General features: G+C 70.7%; 19 protein-coding genes, 1 tRNA gene and 1 other RNA gene. 11 read left to right on the forward strand and 10 right to left on the reverse strand.

What is annotated here, in order from left to right; translation table 11 throughout:
• Positions 1-19: 19 nt before the first annotated feature.
• Together AC0NZQ_RS13985 and AC0NZQ_RS13990 are read left to right on the forward strand one after the other, a co-directional pair.
• Positions 20-499 (forward strand): DUF3052 domain-containing protein, encoded by a 480-nt coding sequence (locus AC0NZQ_RS13985; protein ID WP_474530471.1) that lies wholly within the window; start codon positions 20-22, stop codon positions 497-499.
• Positions 496-951: a peroxiredoxin gene (locus AC0NZQ_RS13990; RefSeq protein WP_474530472.1), complete on the forward strand. Its 456-nt coding sequence runs from the start codon at positions 496-498 to the stop codon at positions 949-951. Before AC0NZQ_RS13985 ends, AC0NZQ_RS13990 begins: the two co-directional genes overlap by 4 nt.
• On the opposite strand, the gene AC0NZQ_RS13995 is transcribed toward AC0NZQ_RS13990, so the two are convergent.
• Together AC0NZQ_RS13995 and AC0NZQ_RS14000 are read right to left on the reverse strand one after the other, a co-directional pair.
• Entirely contained in the window at positions 938-1,543 is a 606-nt protein-coding gene (locus AC0NZQ_RS13995; protein ID WP_474530473.1) for a class I SAM-dependent methyltransferase, read from the reverse strand. The genes AC0NZQ_RS13990 and AC0NZQ_RS13995 overlap by 14 nt on opposite strands.
• 2 nt (positions 1,544-1,545) lie before the next feature.
• Positions 1,546-2,457 carry an SURF1 family protein gene (locus tag AC0NZQ_RS14000; protein ID WP_474530474.1) on the reverse strand — a complete coding sequence of 304 codons (912 nt, stop codon included), beginning with the start codon at positions 2,455-2,457 and terminating at the stop codon, positions 1,546-1,548.
• A gap of 60 nt (positions 2,458-2,517) precedes the next feature.
• Between AC0NZQ_RS14000 and AC0NZQ_RS14005 the strand changes: the two genes are divergently transcribed.
• Positions 2,518-2,589, forward strand: a tRNA-Val gene (locus tag AC0NZQ_RS14005).
• On the opposite strand, the gene AC0NZQ_RS14010 is transcribed toward AC0NZQ_RS14005, so the two are convergent.
• Positions 2,549-3,376 carry a GNAT family N-acetyltransferase gene (locus AC0NZQ_RS14010; protein ID WP_474531400.1) on the reverse strand — a complete coding sequence of 276 codons (828 nt, stop codon included), beginning with the start codon at positions 3,374-3,376 and terminating at the stop codon, positions 2,549-2,551. The genes AC0NZQ_RS14005 and AC0NZQ_RS14010 overlap by 41 nt on opposite strands.
• A complete protein-coding gene (locus tag AC0NZQ_RS14015; protein WP_474530475.1) occupies positions 3,360-5,039 on the reverse strand; it encodes a methyl-accepting chemotaxis protein in 1,680 nt (559 codons plus the stop codon). The genes AC0NZQ_RS14010 and AC0NZQ_RS14015 overlap by 17 nt, the downstream gene beginning before the upstream one ends.
• A 735-nt stretch (positions 5,040-5,774) precedes the next feature.
• Between AC0NZQ_RS14015 and AC0NZQ_RS14020 the strand changes: the two genes are divergently transcribed.
• Positions 5,775-6,404, forward strand: a complete 630-nt coding sequence (locus tag AC0NZQ_RS14020) for a flavodoxin family protein (protein WP_474530476.1) — start codon at positions 5,775-5,777, stop codon at positions 6,402-6,404.
• Positions 6,405-6,643: 239 nt separating this feature from the next.
• Here AC0NZQ_RS14020 and AC0NZQ_RS14025 read toward each other — a convergent pair whose 3' ends face one another.
• Positions 6,644-7,723, reverse strand: coding sequence for a peptidoglycan-binding protein (locus AC0NZQ_RS14025; RefSeq protein ID WP_474530477.1), 1,080 nt, complete (start codon positions 7,721-7,723; stop codon positions 6,644-6,646).
• A gap of 285 nt (positions 7,724-8,008) precedes the next feature.
• Positions 8,009-8,443, reverse strand: coding sequence for a PLDc N-terminal domain-containing protein (locus AC0NZQ_RS14030; protein WP_474530478.1), 435 nt, complete (start codon positions 8,441-8,443; stop codon positions 8,009-8,011).
• A gap of 90 nt (positions 8,444-8,533) precedes the next feature.
• On the opposite strand from AC0NZQ_RS14030, the gene AC0NZQ_RS14035 reads away from it, so the two are divergent.
• The 3 genes from AC0NZQ_RS14035 to AC0NZQ_RS14045 are packed head-to-tail and all read left to right on the forward strand — an operon-like array spanning position 8,534 to position 11,503.
• Positions 8,534-9,679 carry a Nif3-like dinuclear metal center hexameric protein gene (locus tag AC0NZQ_RS14035; protein WP_474530479.1) on the forward strand — a complete coding sequence of 382 codons (1,146 nt, stop codon included), beginning with the start codon at positions 8,534-8,536 and terminating at the stop codon, positions 9,677-9,679.
• Positions 9,676-10,413, forward strand: coding sequence for a zinc ribbon domain-containing protein (locus AC0NZQ_RS14040; protein WP_474530480.1), 738 nt, complete (start codon positions 9,676-9,678; stop codon positions 10,411-10,413). Before AC0NZQ_RS14035 ends, AC0NZQ_RS14040 begins: the two co-directional genes overlap by 4 nt.
• 10 nt (positions 10,414-10,423) lie before the next feature.
• On the forward strand, positions 10,424-11,503 hold the full coding sequence (locus AC0NZQ_RS14045) for a bifunctional RNase H/acid phosphatase (RefSeq protein ID WP_474530481.1): 1,080 nt from the start codon (positions 10,424-10,426) through the stop codon (positions 11,501-11,503).
• Here the strand turns inward: AC0NZQ_RS14045 and AC0NZQ_RS14050 are convergent, their stop codons facing one another.
• The 3 genes from AC0NZQ_RS14050 to AC0NZQ_RS14060 are packed head-to-tail and all read right to left on the reverse strand — an operon-like array spanning position 11,504 to position 14,488.
• The gene (locus AC0NZQ_RS14050) at positions 11,504-12,649 is read right to left on the reverse strand and encodes an LCP family protein (protein ID WP_474530482.1); all 1,146 of its coding nucleotides are present in this window, start codon (positions 12,647-12,649) and stop codon (positions 11,504-11,506) included.
• A gap of 44 nt (positions 12,650-12,693) precedes the next feature.
• Positions 12,694-13,935: an SLC13 family permease gene (locus tag AC0NZQ_RS14055; RefSeq protein WP_474530483.1), complete on the reverse strand. Its 1,242-nt coding sequence runs from the start codon at positions 13,933-13,935 to the stop codon at positions 12,694-12,696.
• A 37-nt stretch (positions 13,936-13,972) separates the two neighbouring features.
• The gene (locus AC0NZQ_RS14060; protein ID WP_474530485.1) at positions 13,973-14,488 is read right to left on the reverse strand and encodes a VOC family protein; all 516 of its coding nucleotides are present in this window, start codon (positions 14,486-14,488) and stop codon (positions 13,973-13,975) included.
• 112 nt (positions 14,489-14,600) lie between these two features.
• Here AC0NZQ_RS14060 and rnpB point away from each other — a divergent pair.
• Positions 14,601-14,983, forward strand: an RNA gene (rnpB, locus tag AC0NZQ_RS14065) — RNase P RNA component class A.
• Between the two features lie 65 nt (positions 14,984-15,048).
• Here the strand turns inward: rnpB and AC0NZQ_RS14070 are convergent.
• Positions 15,049-15,471 carry an ATP-binding protein gene (locus AC0NZQ_RS14070; protein ID WP_474530486.1) on the reverse strand — a complete coding sequence of 141 codons (423 nt, stop codon included), beginning with the start codon at positions 15,469-15,471 and terminating at the stop codon, positions 15,049-15,051.
• Between the two features lie 240 nt (positions 15,472-15,711).
• On the opposite strand from AC0NZQ_RS14070, the gene kdpF reads away from it, so the two are divergent.
• Genes kdpF through kdpB form a run of 3 tightly spaced genes read left to right on the forward strand, consistent with a single transcriptional unit; the run spans position 15,712 to position 19,573 of the window.
• Positions 15,712-15,801 (forward strand): K(+)-transporting ATPase subunit F, encoded by a 90-nt coding sequence (gene kdpF / locus AC0NZQ_RS14075; RefSeq protein ID WP_474530487.1) that lies wholly within the window; start codon positions 15,712-15,714, stop codon positions 15,799-15,801.
• Positions 15,801-17,462 carry a potassium-transporting ATPase subunit KdpA gene (kdpA, locus tag AC0NZQ_RS14080; RefSeq protein WP_474530488.1) on the forward strand — a complete coding sequence of 554 codons (1,662 nt, stop codon included), beginning with the start codon at positions 15,801-15,803 and terminating at the stop codon, positions 17,460-17,462. The genes kdpF and kdpA overlap by 1 nt, the downstream gene beginning before the upstream one ends.
• Positions 17,462-19,573 carry a potassium-transporting ATPase subunit KdpB gene (gene kdpB, locus AC0NZQ_RS14085; protein WP_474530489.1) on the forward strand — a complete coding sequence of 704 codons (2,112 nt, stop codon included), beginning with the start codon at positions 17,462-17,464 and terminating at the stop codon, positions 19,571-19,573. The genes kdpA and kdpB overlap by 1 nt, the downstream gene beginning before the upstream one ends.
• Position 19,574: the final 1 nt, after the last annotated feature.

Genomic DNA, 19,574 nt, shown 5'->3' on the forward strand with positions numbered 1-19,574 from the left:
GGAATAGTTACCTGTTGGTATGCAAGAGCTAATTTCCTCAATCGATCTGCGGGAGGACGTCGTCGTGAACACGGGAGCCCAGCCGGGAAAGGGCGTGGGCATCGCCGAGCGGTTGGGCCTCAAGCCCGGGGACATCGTGATGGAGATCGGCGTCGACGACGACGCCGATGAGGATCTTCGCGACGCCATCGTCGAGCGCATCGGCGAGGAGATGGTGGACGAGGACTCCGACGAGGTCGTCGACGTCGTGCTGCTGTGGCACCGCGACGGTGACGGCGACATCGCCGACGCACTGGTGGACGCGATCGCACCGCTGGCCGATGACGGTTACATCTGGTTGCTGACTCCCAAGCGCGGCCGTGACGACTACGTCGAGCCCTCCGACATCGCTGAGGCCGCCTCGATCGCGGGGCTCTCCCAGACATCCATCACCACCGTCGGCGAGGATTGGTCAGCAGCACGACTCGTCGGACGCAAAGCAGCAGGAGGCAAGCGATGATCGCCGTCGGTGACGAGGCTCCCGACTTCGTCCTCAAGGACCAGAACAACGAGGAGGTCCAGCTGTCGTCGTTCCGCGGTGAGAAGGCGGTCTTCGTCGTCTTCTATCCGCTCGCCTTCACCGGCACCTGTACCGGTGAGCTGCAGGCGCTGCGCGACAACATCGACTTCTATCAGAACGACGACGTCCAGGTGCTGACCATCAGCGTGGACTCGGCGTACACGCACAAGATCTTCGCCGAGCGGGAGGGCTTCCCGTTCCCGCTGCTGGCCGACTTCTGGCCGCACGGCGAGGTGGCGCAGCGCTACGGCGTCTTCCTCGACGCCGCCGGCATCGCCAACCGCGGCAGTTTCCTCGTCGACAAGCAGGGCATCGTCCGCTTCGCCGAGATGAACGGACCGGGCGAGGCGCGCAACCCGGCCGACTGGGAAGCAGCCATCACGTCGCTCTAGGCGCGACAGCCCGGACGAGGCAGTCGATCGCGGGTCGGTCGGCGCCCTCGACCGGGCGCAGCGCCTCCTCGGCCCGCTCGATCTGCATGCCGAGCGGGTCGAGGTCGTGGACGACGTCGAGGGCGCTGTAGAGCACCTCGGCATCCTTGGGCCCACCCGTGCCGTCGCGCAGGTTGCGTCGGTCGTGGCCGACGACGACGAGCGTGCCGCCCGGAGCCAGCGCGCTCGCCGCGTTGCGCAGCGCCGCCCGTCGCGGTGAGGGCGGCAGCTGCAGGTAGGCCACGATCACCAAGTCGACGGGGGAGGGGCACCGGAAGTCCAGGACGTCGTCCAGGACCCAGGTCACCCGTCCCGTCCGGTCCCGGGCGGCGCCGCGTTCCAGAGCAGCGGCGGCGAAGTCGACGGCCAGGACGTCCCAGCCGCGTTCGGCGAGCCAGAGCGCGTTACGACCCTCGCCGCAGGCGAGGTCCAGGGCGGTGCCGGCAGGCAGGTCGGCACACTCCTGCTCGACCCAGCGGTTCGGCGCGCTGCCCCAGACCGACGCCGAGGCGCGGTAGCGGGCGTCCCAGGAACGGGCGTCGAAGCCGGTCATGCTCAGTGGACAGGTCGGCCGTAGCGGTCGGCGAGCTTGTCGGCACGGGCATCGGCGACGACGCTCGTGGTCTCCTCGCCGGCGAGCTGGTCGTCCAGCGACGGTGGCGGAGCCTCGTCGGCGAAGCGCTCGTCCTCGCCGTCGTCGCGCCGCTTGGTCTCGGCCCGGGCCATGACGAACGGGGCGGCCAGCGCCAGCCCGGCGAAGAGGAACCACTGGATCACGTAGGCGAAGTGCTGCGGTTCCAGGGCGCCGCCGGCGGGGTTCGAGAGATCCGGCCGCGGCAGGTCGCGCAGCCCTTCGCTGCCGGCCTGGCCCGCTTCGAGCTCGGCGTAGCCGTTGTAGAAGGGACCGCCGATGCGTGCGGCCTGCTCGGTGGGGTTGATGGCGCTCACCTGCCGGTCGTCGAGCTGCGCGAACTGGTCGCCGCGCGTCTCGGGCACCTGCGCCCGGACCAGGACGCTGACCCGACCCTCGGGGGGCGTCGGCGCGGCCGGGATCGCCCCGGAGGTCGGCTGGCTGACGAAACCCCGGACCACCAGCAGGGTCGCCGCCGCGGTCCGCAGCGGCGTCAGCACCAGGAACCCGGTGTCGTCACCGTCGGTGCGGTTGCGCACCAGGGTCTCGCGAGCGGCGTCGTAGCGCCCGGTGGCGCGCAGCTGCCGGAACTCGACGTCGTCACGCGACGGCGCGGGACCGCGACCCACGAGCGGCAGCAGGGCATCGGCCGTGGTCACCGGTCGGGCCGCATTGCGTCGCAGCGCCTGGTTCTCGTCGTGCTTGCTCTCGTAGCGGAAGATCTGCCAGACGCCGCAGCCGACGCAGACCACCGCCACCACGAGCATCAGTGCGCCGAGGGCGGCGTAGCGCGGCTGGCGGAGCGTGGTGAAGACGCCGGCAGCACGATCGGGCACGAGGCCACGGTACGGCGCGAAGCTGAGGCCGGCCGACGCGGCTTGTAGTCTCGTCGATCGGGGCGTTTAGCTCAGCGGGAGAGCACTCGGTTTACACCCGAGCGGTCACTGGTTCGATCCCAGTAACGCCCACGTCCAGGATGACCTCCCATTCTCCGAAGCGGGTGAAGCCGGCCGCTCGCGCGAGCGCGACGGAGCCGGCGTTGTCGAGCTGGCACCGGTACTGCGGCTCGTACCCCCGCCGGAGTGCGGCGGCGCTGGTCGCCCGGACCGTCGCCACGCCCAGTCCGCGGCCGCGGAACTCGGGCAGGGTGATGACGCCGAGGTCGGCGAGCCGGGTGCCGTCCCACGGGTACATGCTCGCGGCGCAGACCAGCCGGTCGTCGACGACGGTGCCGAAGACCAGCCAGTGGTCGAGGGCCACGAAGGCCTCGTCGAGGTCGTCGCCGGGTGCGTGAGCGGTGAAGTCGTCGAAGAGCCCGGCGTCGGCTGCGGTGAGCTGCCGCGTCCGGGTGGCCGGGACTTCGGCTCGGAGTGTCGCCCGGGCGGGAAGGGTCAGATAGAAGAGATGGTCGGGGTCGTTGAGGATGATGCCTGCGCCCTCGATCCGCGCCGACACCAGCGCTGCGTCGACGACCTCGCCGTGGGTCAGCTCGAGGTCCGTCGCCCGCGCCGGCGACAGCGACAGCACGGCAGGCCCGTCCGTCACTCGCACCAGCGCGACCGAGCGCGTCGCCGGCAGTGTGCCGTCGACCCGGACCATGACCCCGCCGTCGCTCGCGTCGTCCGCAGCGCCAGGAATCCACCGGGACGTCACGAGCGAGGAGAACATGACGGACCTCCGTCCCGGCAGCTGACGACTCGGCCCGGGATCCCACCCCCGGACGCGCGCATTCCTTGGGTCAGTGGCGAGCGGCATCGTCCAGTGTGAAGCCGGCGATGGTGGTCCGGAGCTCGGTGGACATGTGGGCGAGCTCGTCGATGGCGACGCGGGTCTGGGACAGCGCGCTGGTGGTGGAGTCGGCGGCTGAGGCGACGTGGCTGATGTTGTCGGCGATCTCGCCGCTGCCCGAGGCGGCTTCTTGGACGGAGCGGGACATCTCGTTGGTGGTGGCGGTCTGTTCCTCGACGGCGGAGGCGATGGTGAGCTGGTAGTCGTTGATCTGGCGGATGACCTCGCTGATGCGGGCGATGGCGCTGACAGCGTTGCTGGTCTCGTCCTGGATGGTGTGGACGCGGGCGGCGATGTCCTCGGTGGCTCGGGCGGTCTCCTGCGCCAGTTCCTTCACCTCGCCGGCGACGACGGCGAATCCCTTACCGGCTTCGCCGGCGCGGGCGGCCTCGATGGTGGCGTTGAGGGCGAGCAGGTTGGTCTGCTCAGCGATCGAGGTGATGGTCTTGACCACGGCACCGATCTGTTCGGAACTCTCGCCCAGCTGCGCCACGGTCGCGTTGGTGGCCTCGGCCTCCTGGACCGCTTCGGCGGCCACGCGGGCGGCGTCGGCGGCGTTCTTGCTGATCTCCAGGATGGAGGCGCTCATCTGCTCCGAGCCGGCGGCGACGGTGGTGATGCTGCGGGAGACCTCCTCAGCGGCGCTGGTGACGACACCGGACTGGGCAGAGGTCTCCTCGGCTGACGAGGCGATCTGGGTCGAGGTAGCCGACAGCTCTTCGGCCGAGGCGGCGACCGAGTCGGCGGCCCGGGCCACGCCGCCGAGGACGCCGCGCAAGTTGGTCACGGCGGTGTCCAGGGCGGCGCCCATGCGACCGAGCTCGTCGCTGCTGTCCAGGCCTGCGCTGCGGGTGAGGTCACCGTCGGCCAGCGCGCTGGCGACGGCCTGCACCCGCCGGGTGGCGGCGACGATGCTGGCGGCGACGAACCAGCCACCGAGCAGGCAGACGGCGATGCCGACCACCAGCAGCGCGATGGCCAGCGCGCGCTGGGCGTGATAGCTGTCCTCGATCTGCTGACGGACCTTTTGCGCGGAGGCGGCCTCCAGCCGTTGCAGGGTGCCGACGGCGGCGGTCATGCGAGTGGAGAAGGGAAGGGCCTGCGCCGCGTTCACCGTGCCCCACGCTGCGTAGGAGTTCGTTCGCGCCAGCGGGTCCAGCTTGGTCTCCACGACGTCCTCCCAGCGTCGGGCGTTGTCGGTGATGACCTTCACCTGACGCTCGGTCCCACCGTTGACACCGGTGCCGACATAGGCGGCGATGGCGCGGTTCAGGGTGGTGAAGAGCGCCGGCTGCGCGGCCAGCTTCGCTTCAGTGCCCTGCTTGTCGACCGACAGCAGCGCGTCGCGGATGTTGACGCGCAGGTTCTGCAGCGAGTTCTCGATGACGCCCGCCCGCTGCACGCCGAGCAGATTGCTGCGATACATCGCGGTGGCCTGGCCCGAGGCCGAGCCCAGGGAGGTCAGCCCGACCACACCGATGACCACGCTGGTGACCGCCCCGAGCAGCACGACGGCGAGGATCTTCGTCCGGACGGAGGCATTCACCCACATCGTTCGGGCCCGGCCCCGCCTGGTCGGTGAGTCTGCTCGGGTGGCGCCGTTGCCGTCGTACATTCGGATGACCTCCATCAGCGGTGTCCGCAACCGAGTGGTGCGCGTTGGGTCCACCATCGACCAACCTGGGAATCAGTTAAGCCCGTTCGTGTTCAGGTTGATCCGGAAGCTGCAGGCGTCCGGTTGGGGATGTCTTCTCCTCCCGTGTGCTGACGACGGTTGTCGATCGCCGGCGGCCGTGAGGAACGGTCGGGACCAAAGACCTGCGGAAAGCGGCTGACAGCTGGGCACGATGCGGATGCTGTGCCGGTCAGTACGCGAGGGCCGTCCCCGACGGCGAAATCCCCCGGTTCCCTTTCGGGGCGGCCCCGCACGACCTCCGGCGGCATTGATTGCCCCGCTGTCGCCTGACCTCCGGCGCACGTCGGCGACAGTGCGAGGTGGTGCGCACCTGTCCGCGGCGCCGGGACGGAACGACCCGGCGTGAGCATCGCCGGGTCGCCCCTTGCCGTTTCGGAGAATGGCTTCCTCGTTACCGACCGACCGACAGTCGCCGGGAAACCACGAAAGGCGGCATCGAGGACGGTACGGCGATCGACGTTCTCGGGACCGGCCCCGGCACGCAGGGGCAGGGCGCCCTCAGCGGCGTATCACCGGGCCCCGTCCGGTAATTCCGTTGCGCCGGAAAAGGCGTGGACAATTCACTCAGCGAAACGCCGCTTGTCTCACGACGTGACATCACCGGCCGGGCACGCAATGGTCATCCGCCCGCCGTGATTGTCCGGCGCGGGGTCGGGGTACCCGCGTGAGATGACCGATACGCCGGGACCGTCGCTGCACGCGCTCGCCCTCGTCTGCACCCTCAACCCGTCGCCTGCGGAGTCAAGCTCCGAGCTGATGGCTCGGCAGCTGCTCGACGCCTTGGCCGAGCACGACGTCAGCGGTGAGGTCGTCCGCGTGGTCGACCACGACGTGAAGCCCGGCGTGCTGGTCGACATGGGGGAGGGTGACGCGTGGCCGCGGATCCGGCAGCGGCTGCTCGCCGCTGACATCCTGGTCTTTGCGACCCCTACCTGGATGGGACAGCACACCAGCGTCGCGCAGCGGGTGCTGGAGCGACTGGACGGCGAGCTCTCCGAGAGCGACGACGAGGGTAGGCAGCTGACCTACGGCAAGGTGGCGGTGGCTGCCGTGGTCGGCAACGAGGACGGCGCCCACCACATCGGCGGCATCCTCTTCCAGGGTCTCAACGACGTCGGCTTCACCGTGCCGGCCTCCGGGCAGACGTACTGGAACGGCGAGGCGATGAAGGGTCAGGACTACAAGGATCTCGACGAGACGCCCGAGGCCGTTGTCACCACCACGGCCACCGTCGCGCGCAACGCTGCTCACCTCGCCCGCCTGCTGGCGTCGGCCAACTACCCGGCGCCGCCGTCCTGAGCAGCCGGTGACGACGGGGGACCTTCGGTCCGTGACGGGCGGCCCTTCGGCAACTGCGCGCCAGCTCGCCCGCCGTTTACATTCTCTTCACAAGGGAAGTCGGGGGACACACCGTCAGGTGTGCGACTTCAGGCGATCACCTCGGGGGACGTGATCGTCGCGGGCCCGCCCGTGCGTTCCGGGACGACGCACGAGGCGGGCCTCGCGCTGTCCGGAGGTCGTGCCGGCGACGCCACCGCTCAGCGGTAGGCGCCGACCCAGGCCAGCCGCCAGGTGTTCGGGCCCAGATACCCGTTCGGCACCAGCCCGTTGAGCTGCTGCAGGCGCTTGACCATCCGTTCGGTGTTGGGGCCGTACTCGCCCGTCCCGACCGGGAAGAAGCCGCGCTTGTGCATCTGGTCCTGGAAGGTCTTGATGTTGCGGTTGGTCTCGCCGCGGACGTACCAGTGCGAGCCGCCCGGGAAGGCCGGGATCGTCGGCGCCGAGCCGCTGCCCGGCGTCACGTACCGGCCCTTCCAGGCCAGTCGCCAGGTGTTGGGACCGAGGTAGCCGTTCGGCACCAACCCGTTGAGACGCTGTAGCTGCTTCACCATCGCCAGCGTGTTGGGGCCGTAGTCGCCGGTGCCGACGGGGAAGTAGCCGCGCTTGTGCATCTGGTCCTGGAAGGTCTTGATGTGCCGGCTGGACTCGCCCGGCACGTACCAGTGCGACCCGCCGGGGAAGTCGGGGACGCCGGAGGTCGTCCCGCCGCCACCCCCGTTCGATCCGCCGGACCCACCGCTCGACCCGCCGGACCCACCGCTCGACCCGCCCGAGCCGCCGCCGTTCGAGCCGGGCACCGGGATGTCGCCGTAGCGACCGCTGCGGGCATCGGAGTCCTCGCGCAGGCCGAGGATGGAGGCGCACTCCCAGGGCTGCCAGCCCCGCTGTCGATAGAGCCGCAGGGCGCGGTAGTCCTGCTCGGCCTTCGAGTTCTGGTTCGGGTAGCCCGAGCCGCCCACGCTGCGCCAGGTGGCGAGGTCGAACTGGTAGGCACCGTAGTAGCCGTTGCCGGTGTTGATCTTGTAGTTGTTGGTCGACTCGCACATGCGCAGCCGGTACCAGGTGTTGGCCGACGGGTCGGCCTGCGCCGATCCGCCCGGCGCGATCAGGGTGCTGACGGCGAGGCCCAGGGCGGTGACGGCGGCCGCCGCCATGCCCCAGTTGCGCGGACCGCGGGACTCCCGGACCCGTGCGGCCAGTGAGGGTCGGCGGGCGTTCTCCGCCGTCCACTCGGTGAAGAAGGGTGCGGCGGAACCCGGCCCGGGGACAGTGGCCATCGGTGTGCAGACCTTTCGGCGGGCGGGCCGACGGACCCGCCTTGGGGTGCGCGTCGACGCCGCGGTCGCGCCGCGGACGTGGGGTTCCGGCGGCGTCTCAAGTGCCTCAACCGTCACACACGCAACAGTGATTGACAAGCGCAACGGGAGAAAAGGCGAGACTGATTGCGGCGTGTCGCTGCCCGATGCGCCATTCGCCCTGGTAATGCGGCCGAACTACACAGCTGTCATTCGGCGATGTGATTCGGTGGCGTCAGCCAGCGCAGGGCAGGCGGTGGTGGGATGTCAGCCGATCGGCTGCGGACCCTCGTCGCGGCTGCTGCCGCCGGGCTCGTCACCGGACTTGTCACCGGGCTTGTCACCGGGCTTGTCGTGGGGTCGGTCGGTGCGCTTGGCCAGGCTGGCGAGCCACTCGTCGTCGTCGTCCGGGCTCAGCGGCCGCGACGGCGTGCGCCGAGCCGACGTCGCGGACATCCCGAGACCGGCCGAGCCGCCGCCGGCTCGCGCGGCACCGCCGGGTGTGGTCGCCCGGGCGTTCCAGGGCCTGCCGGCGAAGAGCCATGCGATCGAGCCGATGTCGATCAGCAGGACGACGATGGCGACCCACGCCAGCTTGGGCAGGGTGCGGACCTGGTCGCTCGGCGTGGTGATCGCGTCGATGATGCAGAAGATCCACACCCCGAGGGCCAGCAGACCGAGAGCGCCACCGAACAAGATCACGTGCGCCTCCGGAAGGTCCGCCGAACACCTGCCGAATCGACGGTACGCGCCGAATCTGTGCATCGCTGCGGCGCGTGTAGGTTCGCCTGCGTGCCGCGCCTCGCCGACGTCATCGCTGTCCTGGACGGCTGGTTCGACCCCCGCACGGCCGAGTCCTGGGACGCGGTGGGACTGGTCTGCGGTGATCCGGCCGAGGAGGTCGACAGTATCGTCCTGGCCGTGGACGCGGTCCCGGCCACCGTGGACGAGGCCCTCACGCTCGGCGCGCAGCTGCTCGTCACCCATCACCCGCTGCTGCTCTCCGGGGTCCACGGCGTCCCGGCCGACGATCCGAAGGGGGCGCTCGTCCACCGCATGATCCGGGGTGGCCTGGCCCATCTGGTGGCGCACACCAACGCCGACGTCGCCGCTCCCGGTGTCTCCGACGCGCTGGCCGGGCTCTTCGAGCTGCGCGACACCGTCCCGCTGGACCCGATCCCCGATCCGCCGCTGGACAAGATCGTCGTCTTCGTCCCGGTCCCGCAGCGTGAGGTGCTCGTCGACGCGCTCGCCGCCGCCGGGGCCGGCCGGCTCGGCGACTACGAGCGCTGCGCCTGGTCGGTGACCGGGGACGGCACCTTCCGTCCGCTGACCGGTGCCAGGCCCGCCGTGGGTGTCGTGGGCGAGATCGAGCAGGTGGCCGAGGCGCGGGTCGAGATGGTGCTGCCGCCGTCACGGCGAGCCGCCGTGCTGGCCGCCCTGCGCGCCGCGCACCCGTACGAGGAGCCCGCCTTCGACCTGCTGTCGATGGCGCCGCGTCCCGGCCCCCGCGGCACCGGCCGGATCGGGACGTTGCCGGAGCCGACCACCCTGCGCGAGTTCGTCGAGCGTGCCGGCCGGGTGCTGCCGGCGACGGCGCGGGGCGTGGCCGGCGCCGGCGACCCGGACCGCCGCGTCGAGCGGGTGGCGGTCTGCGGTGGCTCCGGGGGCGGGTACGCCGACCGCGCCCGCGCGGCCGGGGCGGACGTGCTGCTCACCGCCGATCTGAAGCATCACCCCGCCGTCGAGGCCGTCACCGAACGAGGTGCCGGCGCGATGGCCCTGGTCGACGCCGCCCACTGGGCCACCGAGGCACCCTGGCTGGACACCGTGGCGGCCGCACTGCGGGAACGGTTCGGCACTACGGTGGACGTCCGGGTGTCGCGCATCGTCACCGACCCCTGGACCCTGCACGCCGGCCATCGAGGGAGCTTGTGAACGCCGACCCCACCGTCCAGCAGCGTCTGCTGGATCTGCAAGCCGCGGACACCGCGCTGGCCCAGCTGGCGCACAAGCGCCGCACCCTGCCCGAGCTCGCGGCCATCGCCGAGCGCACCAAGGCCGCCGCCGCGGTGCACGACGAGGTCGTCGACGCGCAGACCCGGCTGGCCGACATCGAGCTGGAGCAGAACCGGCTCGAGGCCGATGTGGAGACCGTCCGCAATCGCGCCGCACGAGACGACGCGCGCCTGCAGGCCGGCGGGCTGCCGTCTCGGGAGCTGGAGAGCCTGCAGCACGAGATCGCCTCGCTCGCCCGGCGGCAGTCCACCCTGGAGGACGAGCTGCTCGACGTCATGGAGCGCGCCGAGGCAGCCACCGCCGAGCTGGCGGACGCGACCGGACGGTACGACGCGATCGTCGCCGAGCGCAGCGAACTCGAGGCCGCCCGCGACGCCGCCTTCGCCGACATCGACACGGCCGCCGCGCAGCGGACCCCGCAGCGCGACACCATCGCGGCCGCGGTCCCGGCCGACCTGCTCGCGCTGTACGAGAAGGCCCGTGCGCAGAGCGGTCACGGCGCCGCCCTGCTGCGGCAGCGGCGCTGCGAGGGCTGCCGGCTCGAGCTCTCGGGCAGCGACCTCAACGCGGTGCGCAAGGCGGCGCCGGACGAGATCGTCCGCTGCGACAACTGCCGCACCATCCTCGTCCGCACTGCCGAGTCCGGGCTGTGACCGGCGCCAGATGAGCCTGCACGTCATCGTCGAGGCCGACGGCGGCTCCCGCGGCAATCCCGGTCCGGCCGGTTACGGCGCGGTGGTCTTCGACGCCACGTCCCGCGCCGTCCTTGCCGAACGCAAGGAGAGCATCGGCACGGCCACCAACAACGTCGCCGAGTACGGCGGCCTCATCGCCGGCCTGCGGGCGGCGAGCGAGCTCGGCGCCACCACTGTCGACGTCCGCATGGATTCCAAGCTCGTCGTGGAGCAGATGTCCGGTCGCTGGGCGGTGAAGCACCCGGGACTGAAGGGGTTGGCTCGCGAGGCGCAGGCGTTGCGCCGCGACTTCGAGTCGATCACCTTCTCCTGGATCCCGCGCGAGAAGAACAAGCACGCCGACCGGTTGGCGAACGAGGCCATGGACGAGGCGGCCGGGATCGCGCCGAAGCCGGCGCGCGTGCCCGCAGCGCCCGCACCGGCGTGGGTCCCGCCGTCGGGGCCGCCGACCCGGCTCGTCCTGCTGCGTCACGGCAACACCGTGCACTCGGCGGAGCGCCGCTTCAGCGGACGCAACGACCTGCCACTGACCGACGAAGGACGCCGGCAAGCCGCCGCGCTCGCCGCCCGCGGCTACGGCGAGGTAGCCGCGGTGGTGAGCTCGCCGCTGCGCCGCACCCGCGAGACCGCGGAGGTCGTCGCCTCGTCCCTGGGCCTGCCGGTGACCACACACGACGACCTGATGGAGCTGGACTTCGGCGACTGGGAGGGGCTGACCTTCGGCGAGGTCCGCGAGCGCGCCGCCGCCGCCCTCGACGCCTGGCGGGGCTCGCCGGACCTCGCCCCGCCCGGTGGCGAGTCCTTCACCGCGCTGGCCCGCCGGGTGCGTCGCGCCCGCGAGGAGATCATCGCGGCCCACCCCGGCGCGACGGTCCTGGTGGTCTCGCACGTGACGCCGATCAAGACGCTGGTCCGGCTCGCGCTGGACGCGCCCCCGGCGGCGATGTACCGGCTGCACCTGGACACCGCCTCGGTCTCCGCCGTCGACTACTGGGACGACGGGAACTCCTCGGTCCGTCTCGTCAACGACACCAGCCACCTGCGCTGATCAGTACGTGCACGTCCGCGCCGACGGGCGGGATGCGCGGGCCGGCGTCGTGGTGCGAGGTCGCGGCTGCGTCGTAGCGGAGCCGGCTGTGCCGGTGCTCCCGCGTGTCCCGTCGAACTCGCGGGCGACGAACGCCCGCACCTTCGCCGGGTCGACGCCGAGGACGTCCTGCCCGTCGATCGTCTCGAAAGAGGTGGGGATGGTCGCGCCGCGAATCTTGTTCGCGCTGAGCGACTGGACCTGGCGGGCGAGGTCGAGGGTGTTGAAGGCAGGGTCGAGGTAGAGCGAGGTGCGGAGTGCATCGCCGAGCTCGCGCAGTTGGAACAGCACGCCCACCGAGGCCACCTTGCCGAAGGCCGCCGTGAGGAAGTACTGCTGCCGCCTGACTCGGTCGAGGTCACCCATCCCGTCGGGGAAGTTGTAGCGCTGCCGGACGAACTGCAGCGCCTGCTTGCCGTCCAGGGTGTGCCTGCCTTTTGTGGCCGTGAAGCCGGACTTGGGGTCACGGACGTCGGCGCAGAGTGTGACCGGGACGCCGTCCAGCGCCTTCGCGATCCGGTAGAAGCCGAGCAGGCCGATCTGGGCGTAGTGGTCAATGGTGAGGCCGGTGAGCCGGCGCACTGTCTCGATGAGCAGGTTGGCGCCGGCGGTCACCTTGTCGTTCTCCGGACCCCTGGCGCCGAGGTAGCCAGTGACGAAGGCGTTATTGAGCCGGTTCTTGCCGTGACCGGGAATGGTGACCCAGGAGTCGCGCGGCAGTGACAGCAGCGTGGCTCTCGAACCGTCCGCGGGCAGGTGGACGATCATCATGGTGTCGGTGGCCTTGCTGCCCTGGCCGGGGCCAACGTGCAGGTCCTCCTGCTCAGTGCGCGTGAGATTGCTGCGGTCGTCGTTGCCGACGAGCAGGATGTTCTGTTCCCTCGCCGGTCGGGGCGCGGAGCTGACCCCCGGTGGTGCCTCCCCGACGCGGACACCGCCGAGACGGGTCAGCCCGTCGTCCACCGTGCGGTACGACAGCCAGAACCAACCGCTGGCCACGAGCAGCGAGACGGAGACGAGCGCGCCTATTGCCCGTCCGACCGGCCGGGCAACGGCAGGCGCAGGCGAGGCGGACCGGGATGAGAGATGGCGGCCGACGGTCGTCATCGCCGGATACTACGAAACGATAACGGAGAATTCCCGGAGAGCGGTCAGGTTCCCACGGTGCTGATACCGAGCCAGAGCGCAGCCGTCGCGAGCACGATCAGCACCGGCACCGTCAGCAGGCCCAGCAGGTGGAACTCCCCGGCCTTCGGCTTGGCGTCGGCCGGGAGCAGGCGTCGCCACAGCAGCGTGGCCAGCGAGCCGGGGTAGGTCGCATTAGGGCCGACATTGACCCCGATGAGGACGGCCAGCACCAGCGCCGGGTTGCCGGTCGCGATGGGCAGCAGCGCGAGCGTCGCCGGGAGGTTGTTGACGACGTTGGCCAGCACCGCGGCCAGCGCCGCGACGCCCAGCAGGGCCGGGAAGCTCGTCCCGCTGGGCAGCAGGTCGGCCAGCTCGCGTCCCAGGCCGTGCCTGGTGACACCGACGACCACGACGGCCAGCGCCAGGACGAAGAGACAGAAGCCGGGGGAGGCCTCGCGCAGCAGTCGCAGCGGCTTGATCTCACGGGGCTTGACCGCCAGCAGCGCCACGCAGCCGGCCAGCGCCGCCCAGAACGGCTCGATGTCCACGGCGGAGGTGACGACGAAGAGCGTCACCGTCACCGCCAGGACGATCAGCGCGTAGCGGGGCGCCGGCGGGAGCTCGTCCGGACCGGCGCCCGCCGGTTCCTGCAGGTCACGCCGGAAGAAGGTCCGCAGCGCGAACCACTCGGCCACGCACATGGCCAGCCAGGGCAGCAGCATGAGCGCGGCGAAGCGTCCGAAGGAGAGCCCCGAGGCGGTGAAGGCGAGCAGGTTGGTCAGGTTCGAGACCGGCAGCAGCAGCGAGCCGCCGTTGGCCAACCGGGTGCAGGCGTAGGCGAAGGGCCGCGCCGGGAACTCGAGTCGCGCCGTCGTGGCCAGCACGACCGGCGTCAACAGCACCACGGTGGCGTCCAGGGTCAGCGTCGCCGTCGTCAGAGCCGCCAGCGCCACCACCAGGACGAGCAGCCGGCGCGGGTTGCCCCGGCTCAGCCGGGCGGCGAGCGACCCGAGGAAGGTGAAGACGCCAGCATCGGCGCAGAGGTGTCCGAAGACGAGGATGGCGGCGAGGAAGGCCACCGTCGGTCCGAACCGGCCGAGGGTGTCCACCGCGTCGTGCCAGGGCACGATGCCCAGCACGACGACCACGATCGCCGCCGGCAGTGCCACCACGGCCTCGTTCAGCCCACGGGGCCGAACCACGGCGAAGGCGAGTGAGGCGAGGAGGAGGACGACCGCAACGGTTTCGGCGGCCGCGCCGGTCATCGACCGGTCACAGCGGGACTGATCGGAGCTCGCCTCGTCACAGCAGGACGGCGCCTTCGAAGTGGCCCAGCACCTCGCGGTAGAGCTCGATGCCCATGCCGTTGGGGTCGCGCAGGTACAGGCTGTCCTCGACGCCGCGGTCGGGGCCGAGGTACTCGACGCCGGCGGCGTCGAGCTTCGCCTTCGCCGCCTCGAACTGCTCCGACGTCACCGAGATGGCCAGGTGCTGCAGCGCGCCGATGGTCTCGCGGTACGGCTCCTGCTCCAGACCGGGGAAGTCGAAGAAGCCGAGCAGGTTCGCGTTGCCCAGGTCGAAGAAGAAGTGGCTCGAACCGGCGTAGTCCCGGTTCTCGACCAGCTCGACGAGGGGAAAGCCGAGGAAGCCCTGGTAGAAGCCGATCGTCTCCTCGACGTCCCGGCAGACGAAGGCGGCGTGATGGATCCCGCGCGCGGTCGTCGCCGGCCGCTCGCCCTTCGCGACGAGGTACTTCTCGCGCAGCTGTTCGCGGCGCTCGCGGATGGCGGCGAGCTCGGCGCCGGTCGGTTCGGGCATGGCCTGAGCGTATCCAGCACCGCCGACGTCGTACCGCCGTCCTGCCGACGTTCTGCCAGGCGACCGGATGCGCCGCGGCTGCGCTCGTCCGTATGCTCGTCGACGCGGCGGACGAGCCGACCGGACGGCCGCGTCACGAGCAATCGTGCCGAGGAAAGTCCGGACTCCACAGGGCAGGGTGGTTGCCAACGGCAACCCGGGGTGACCCGCGGGACAGTGCCACAGAGAACAGACCGCCGGGGTCGAGACATGGTCGAGGCCCCGGTAAGGGTGAAACGGCGGTGTAAGAGACCACCAGCGTTGCGGGTGACCGCAGCGGCTCGGTAAACCCCACCCGGAGCAAGGTCAAGAAGAGTCGGTTCGCCGGCTCGCGCAGGCGTTCGAGGGCGGCCCGCCCGATGCCTGCGGGTAGACCGCGTGAGCCTGTCGGCAACGGCAGGCCTAGATGGATGGCCGTCTGCAAAACAGAATCCGGCTTACAGGTCGACTCGTCCGCCGCCCCTTCGATTCGGGAGCGCTGGTCCCGCTCAGCGGGACCAGCGCTCCCCGATCGCGGGCGGTCAGGTGCGGACGGAGGCCCAGACCGCCTTGCCCGACTCCCCGCGCAGCGGATCGACGCCCCAGCTCTCGGACAGGGCCTCCACGATGGCCAGGCCGCGACCACCCTCGCTGTCCAGACTCGGCGGCGCGACGGAGGTCGAGGGCAGCTCGTCGTTGCCGTCCAGGACGGCGACGTCCACGGCGAACGGTTCACGGCGCAGCCGCAGCCGGATGATGGGCTCGCCGTGCCGCACGGCGTTGCTCACCAGCTCGGTGACGATGACCTCCAGGTCCGACAGGACGGGTTCGGTCAGATCGGGACACTGCTGCTGCACGTAGGCACGCGCGGTGCGGGACGACTCCGGCCGCGAGGGCAGCGTCATCTCCAGCACGCCGTCGCGGGACTCGACCACGGAGCGCGGGTCGACGAAGGGACGTTCCACGCAGGCAAGGTGCCCGGAAGAGCTCGCGGCCTACCGGGCCGGGCCGGTGCGGCGTCGCCGACGGAACCGTTCGGCAATCGTGTGAACGCCCCGCGAGGAACGCGTGAGGACGTCCCGATCGAGGCGACACCGTCCCCGCGCGCGACTGAGACTCGCCGACGTGAACGATTTCTGGGCGGTCCTGGTCACCGTCGGCGCCTTCCTGCTCCTGTCCCTCGTCGCAAGGGGCACCGAGAAGCTGTGAGTACCACGAACGTCATCGGCCTCGTCCTGGCCGTGCTCTTCGCGATCTTCCTCGTGATCGCCCTGCTCTACCCCGAGAAGTTCTGATGTCCGACACGCTGGCCACGGTCCTCTTCGTCGCGACCCTGGCCGCGGCGCTGGCTGCGCTGCACAAGCCGCTCGGCGACTACATGGCCCGGGTGCTCACCAGCACCCGCCACCTGCGCGTCGAACGTGTCGTCTACCGCGTCGCAGGCGTGGACCCCGACGCCGAGCAGACCACCGGACGCTACGTCCGCTCGGTGCTCGCCTTCGGCTTCGTCTCGGTGGTCGTCCTCTACGTGCTGCTGCGGGTGCAGCAGCACCTCCCCGCGCCCTTCGCCGTGCCGGGCATGCCCGCGAGTCAGGCCTTCAACACCGCCACCAGCTTCGTCACCAACACCAACTGGCAGAGCTACTCGGGCGAGTCGGCACTGGGCTACCTCGCGCAGATGCTCGGCCTGGCGGTGCAGAACTTCGTCTCGGCCGCCGTCGGCATCGCGGTGGTGGCCGCGCTCGTCCGCGGGTTCGCGCGCAACCGCGCCGAGACCCTCGGCAACTTCTGGGTCGACCTCACCCGGATCAGCATCCGGGTGCTGCTGCCGATCTCCTTCGTCGTCGCCCTCGTCTTCGTCGGCGCCGGCATGATCCAGAACTTCCACGACTACGTCTCGGTGCACACGATCGCCGGCGGCACGCAGACCATCACCGGTGGTCCGGTCGCCTCGCAGGAGGCGATCAAGGAGCTCGGCACCAACGGTGGCGGCTTCTACAACGCCAACTCGGCCCACCCCTTCGAGAACCCGACCGCGTGGACGAGCTGGCTGCAGATCCTGCTCATCCTCGGCATCGGCTTCTCGCTGCCGCGGACCTTCGGTCATCTCATCGGCGATCACCGGCAGGGTCGCGCGATCCTCGCCGTGATGGCGACCATCGCGGTCGTCTCGATCGTGCTGACGGTGGTCTTCCAGGGCATGCACCACGGCACGGTGCCCACCGCCGTCGGTGCCGCCACGGAGGGGACCGAGTCCCGGTTCGGGGTACCCCAGTCCGGGGTCTTCGGGGCGGCGACCACGCTCACCTCCACCGGCGCGGTGAACAGCTTCCACGACTCCTACACCAGCCTCGGCGGCGCCATGACGCTGCTGAACATGATGCTGGGCGAGATCGCTCCCGGCGGTACGGGATCCGGCCTGTACGGGATGCTCGTGCTGGCCGTCATCACCGTCTTCGTCGCGGGGCTGATGGTGGGACGCACCCCGGAGTACCTCGGCAAGAAGCTCGGCGGCCGCGAGATCAAGTTCGCCTCGCTCTACCTGCTGACGACGCCGGCGCTCGTGCTGACCGGCACGGCGATCGCCATGGCGCTGCCGGGGGAGCGGGCCGCGATGCTCAACAGCGGTCCGCACGGGCTGAGCGAGGTGCTCTACGCCTTCACCTCGGCGGCGAACAACAACGGCAGCGCCTTCGCCGGCCTCTCCGTGAACACCGTCTGGTGGAACTACGCGCTCGGACTGGTCACGGTCCTCGGCCGCTACCTGCCGATCGTCTTCGTCCTCGGCCTGGCCGGCTCGCTCGCGCGACAGAAGCCGGTACCCGCCACGGAGGGCACCCTGCCCACCCACAAACCCTTGTTCATCGGGATGTTGCTGGGCGTGACCGTCGTCCTCGTCGCGCTCACCTACTTCCCGGCCCTGGCCCTCGGGCCGCTCGCAGAGGGACTGCACTGATGACCGTCACCACCGAGACCGCACCCCGGCACGACTCCGCCAAGGGATCGGTCTTCTCACCCGCCCAGCTCGTGCAGGCTTTACCCGAAGCCCTGCGCAAACTCGATCCCCGCACGCTTTACCGCAACCCGGTGATGTTCCTCGTCGAGGTCGGGGCTGTCTTCACCACCGTCATCGCGGTGACCGACCCGTCGGGCTTCGCCTGGGCCATTGTCATCTGGCTCTGGCTGACGACGATCTTCGCCAACCTCGCCGAGGCCGTGGCCGAGGGGCGCGGAAAGGCGCAGGCGGACGCGCTGCGCCGCACCCGCACCGACACCGTGGCCCGTCGACTCACGTCGGCGGGCGCGGAGGAGGCGGTCCCCGCCCCGGAGCTGCAGCGCGGTGACCGGGTGGTCTGCGAGGCCGGCGACATCATCCCCGGTGACGGCGACGTGGTGGAGGGCATCGCCAGCGTCGACGAGTCCGCCATCACCGGCGAGAGCGCGCCCGTCATCCGCGAGAGCGGCGGCGACCGCAGCTCGGTCACCGGTGGTACCAGGGTGCTCAGCGACCGGGTCGTCGTCGAGATCACCCAGCAGCCCGGCGAGAGCTTCATCGACCGCATGATCTCGCTGGTCGAGGGCGCGAGCCGGCAGAAGACGCCCAACGAGATCGCGTTGAACATCCTGCTCGCCTCCCTCACCATCGTCTTCCTGCTCGCCACCGTCACGCTGCAGCCGCTGGCGATCTTCGCGAAGGCCAACCAGCCCGCCGTCGCCGACAGCGCGGCGCTCGACGGCAACGGCATCACCGGCATCGTGCTGGTGTCACTGCTGGTCTGCCTCATCCCCACCACCATCGGCGCGCTGCTCTCGGCCATCGGCATCGCCGGCATGGACCGCCTCGTGCAGCGCAACGTGCTGGCCATGAGCGGTCGCGCCGTCGAGGCCGCCGGGGACGTCGACACGCTGCTGCTGGACAAGACCGGCACCATCACGCTGGGCAACCGGCAGGCCTCGCAGTTCGTCCCGGTGGCCGGCGTCTCGGTGGACGAGCTCGCGGCGGCGGCCCTGCTCTCCTCGCTGGCCGACGAGACCCCCGAGGGTCGTTCGATCGTCCACCTGGCGCGGTCGGAGCACGGGCTGCGCGAGCAGCAGGTGGCCGGGGCGAGCTTCGTCCCCTTCACCGCGCAGACCCGGATGAGCGGGGTGGACCTCGCCGGCCGGGAGATCCGCAAGGGCGCCGCCGGTGCCGCGCTGCGCTGGGTCCGGGACCACGGCGGTCCGCTGCCGGACGACGTGAGCGGCATCGTCGACGGCATCTCCGCCGGCGGCGGCACGCCCCTGGTGGTGGCCGAGCGCAGCGCTCCCGACGACGGCGGCACCGCCCGGGTCCTGGGCGTCATCCACCTCAAGGACGTCGTCAAGGCGGGCATGGCCGAGCGCTTCGCCGAGCTGCGCCGGATGGGCATCCGCACCGTGATGATCACCGGCGACAACCCGCTGACGGCGAAGGCGATCGCGGACGAGGCCGGTGTCGACGACTTCCTCGCCGAGGCCAAGCCCGAGGACAAGATGGCGCTGATCAAGCGCGAGCAGGACGGCGGCAAGCTCGTCGCGATGACCGGCGACGGCACCAACGACGCGCCGGCCCTCGCCCAGGCCGACGTCGGTGTCGCGATGAACTCGGGGACGTCGGCGGCCAAGGAGGCCGGCAACATGGTCGACCTCGACAGCGACCCCACGAAGCTGATCGAGATCGTCGAGATCGGCAAGCAGCTGCTCATCACCCGTGGCGCGCTGACCACGTTCTCCATCGCCAACGACATCGCCAAGTACTTCGCGATCATCCCGGCGATGTTCGCCGCGGTGTATCCGGGGCTGGACACCCTCAACATCATGCGATTGCACTCACCGCAGTCGGCGATCCTGTCGGCGGTGATCTTCAACGCGCTGGTGATCGTCGCGCTGATCCCGCTCGCCCTGCGCGGCGTCCGCTACAAGCCCGCGGGGGCGGCCGCGATGCTCCGCCGCAACCTCTGGATCTTCGGCCTCGGCGGCATCGTCACGCCGTTCGTCGGCATCAAGATCATCGACCTCGTCGTCTCGCTCATCCCCGGGATCGGATAGT

Source organism: Jatrophihabitans sp. sgz311053 (assembly GCF_056135305.1).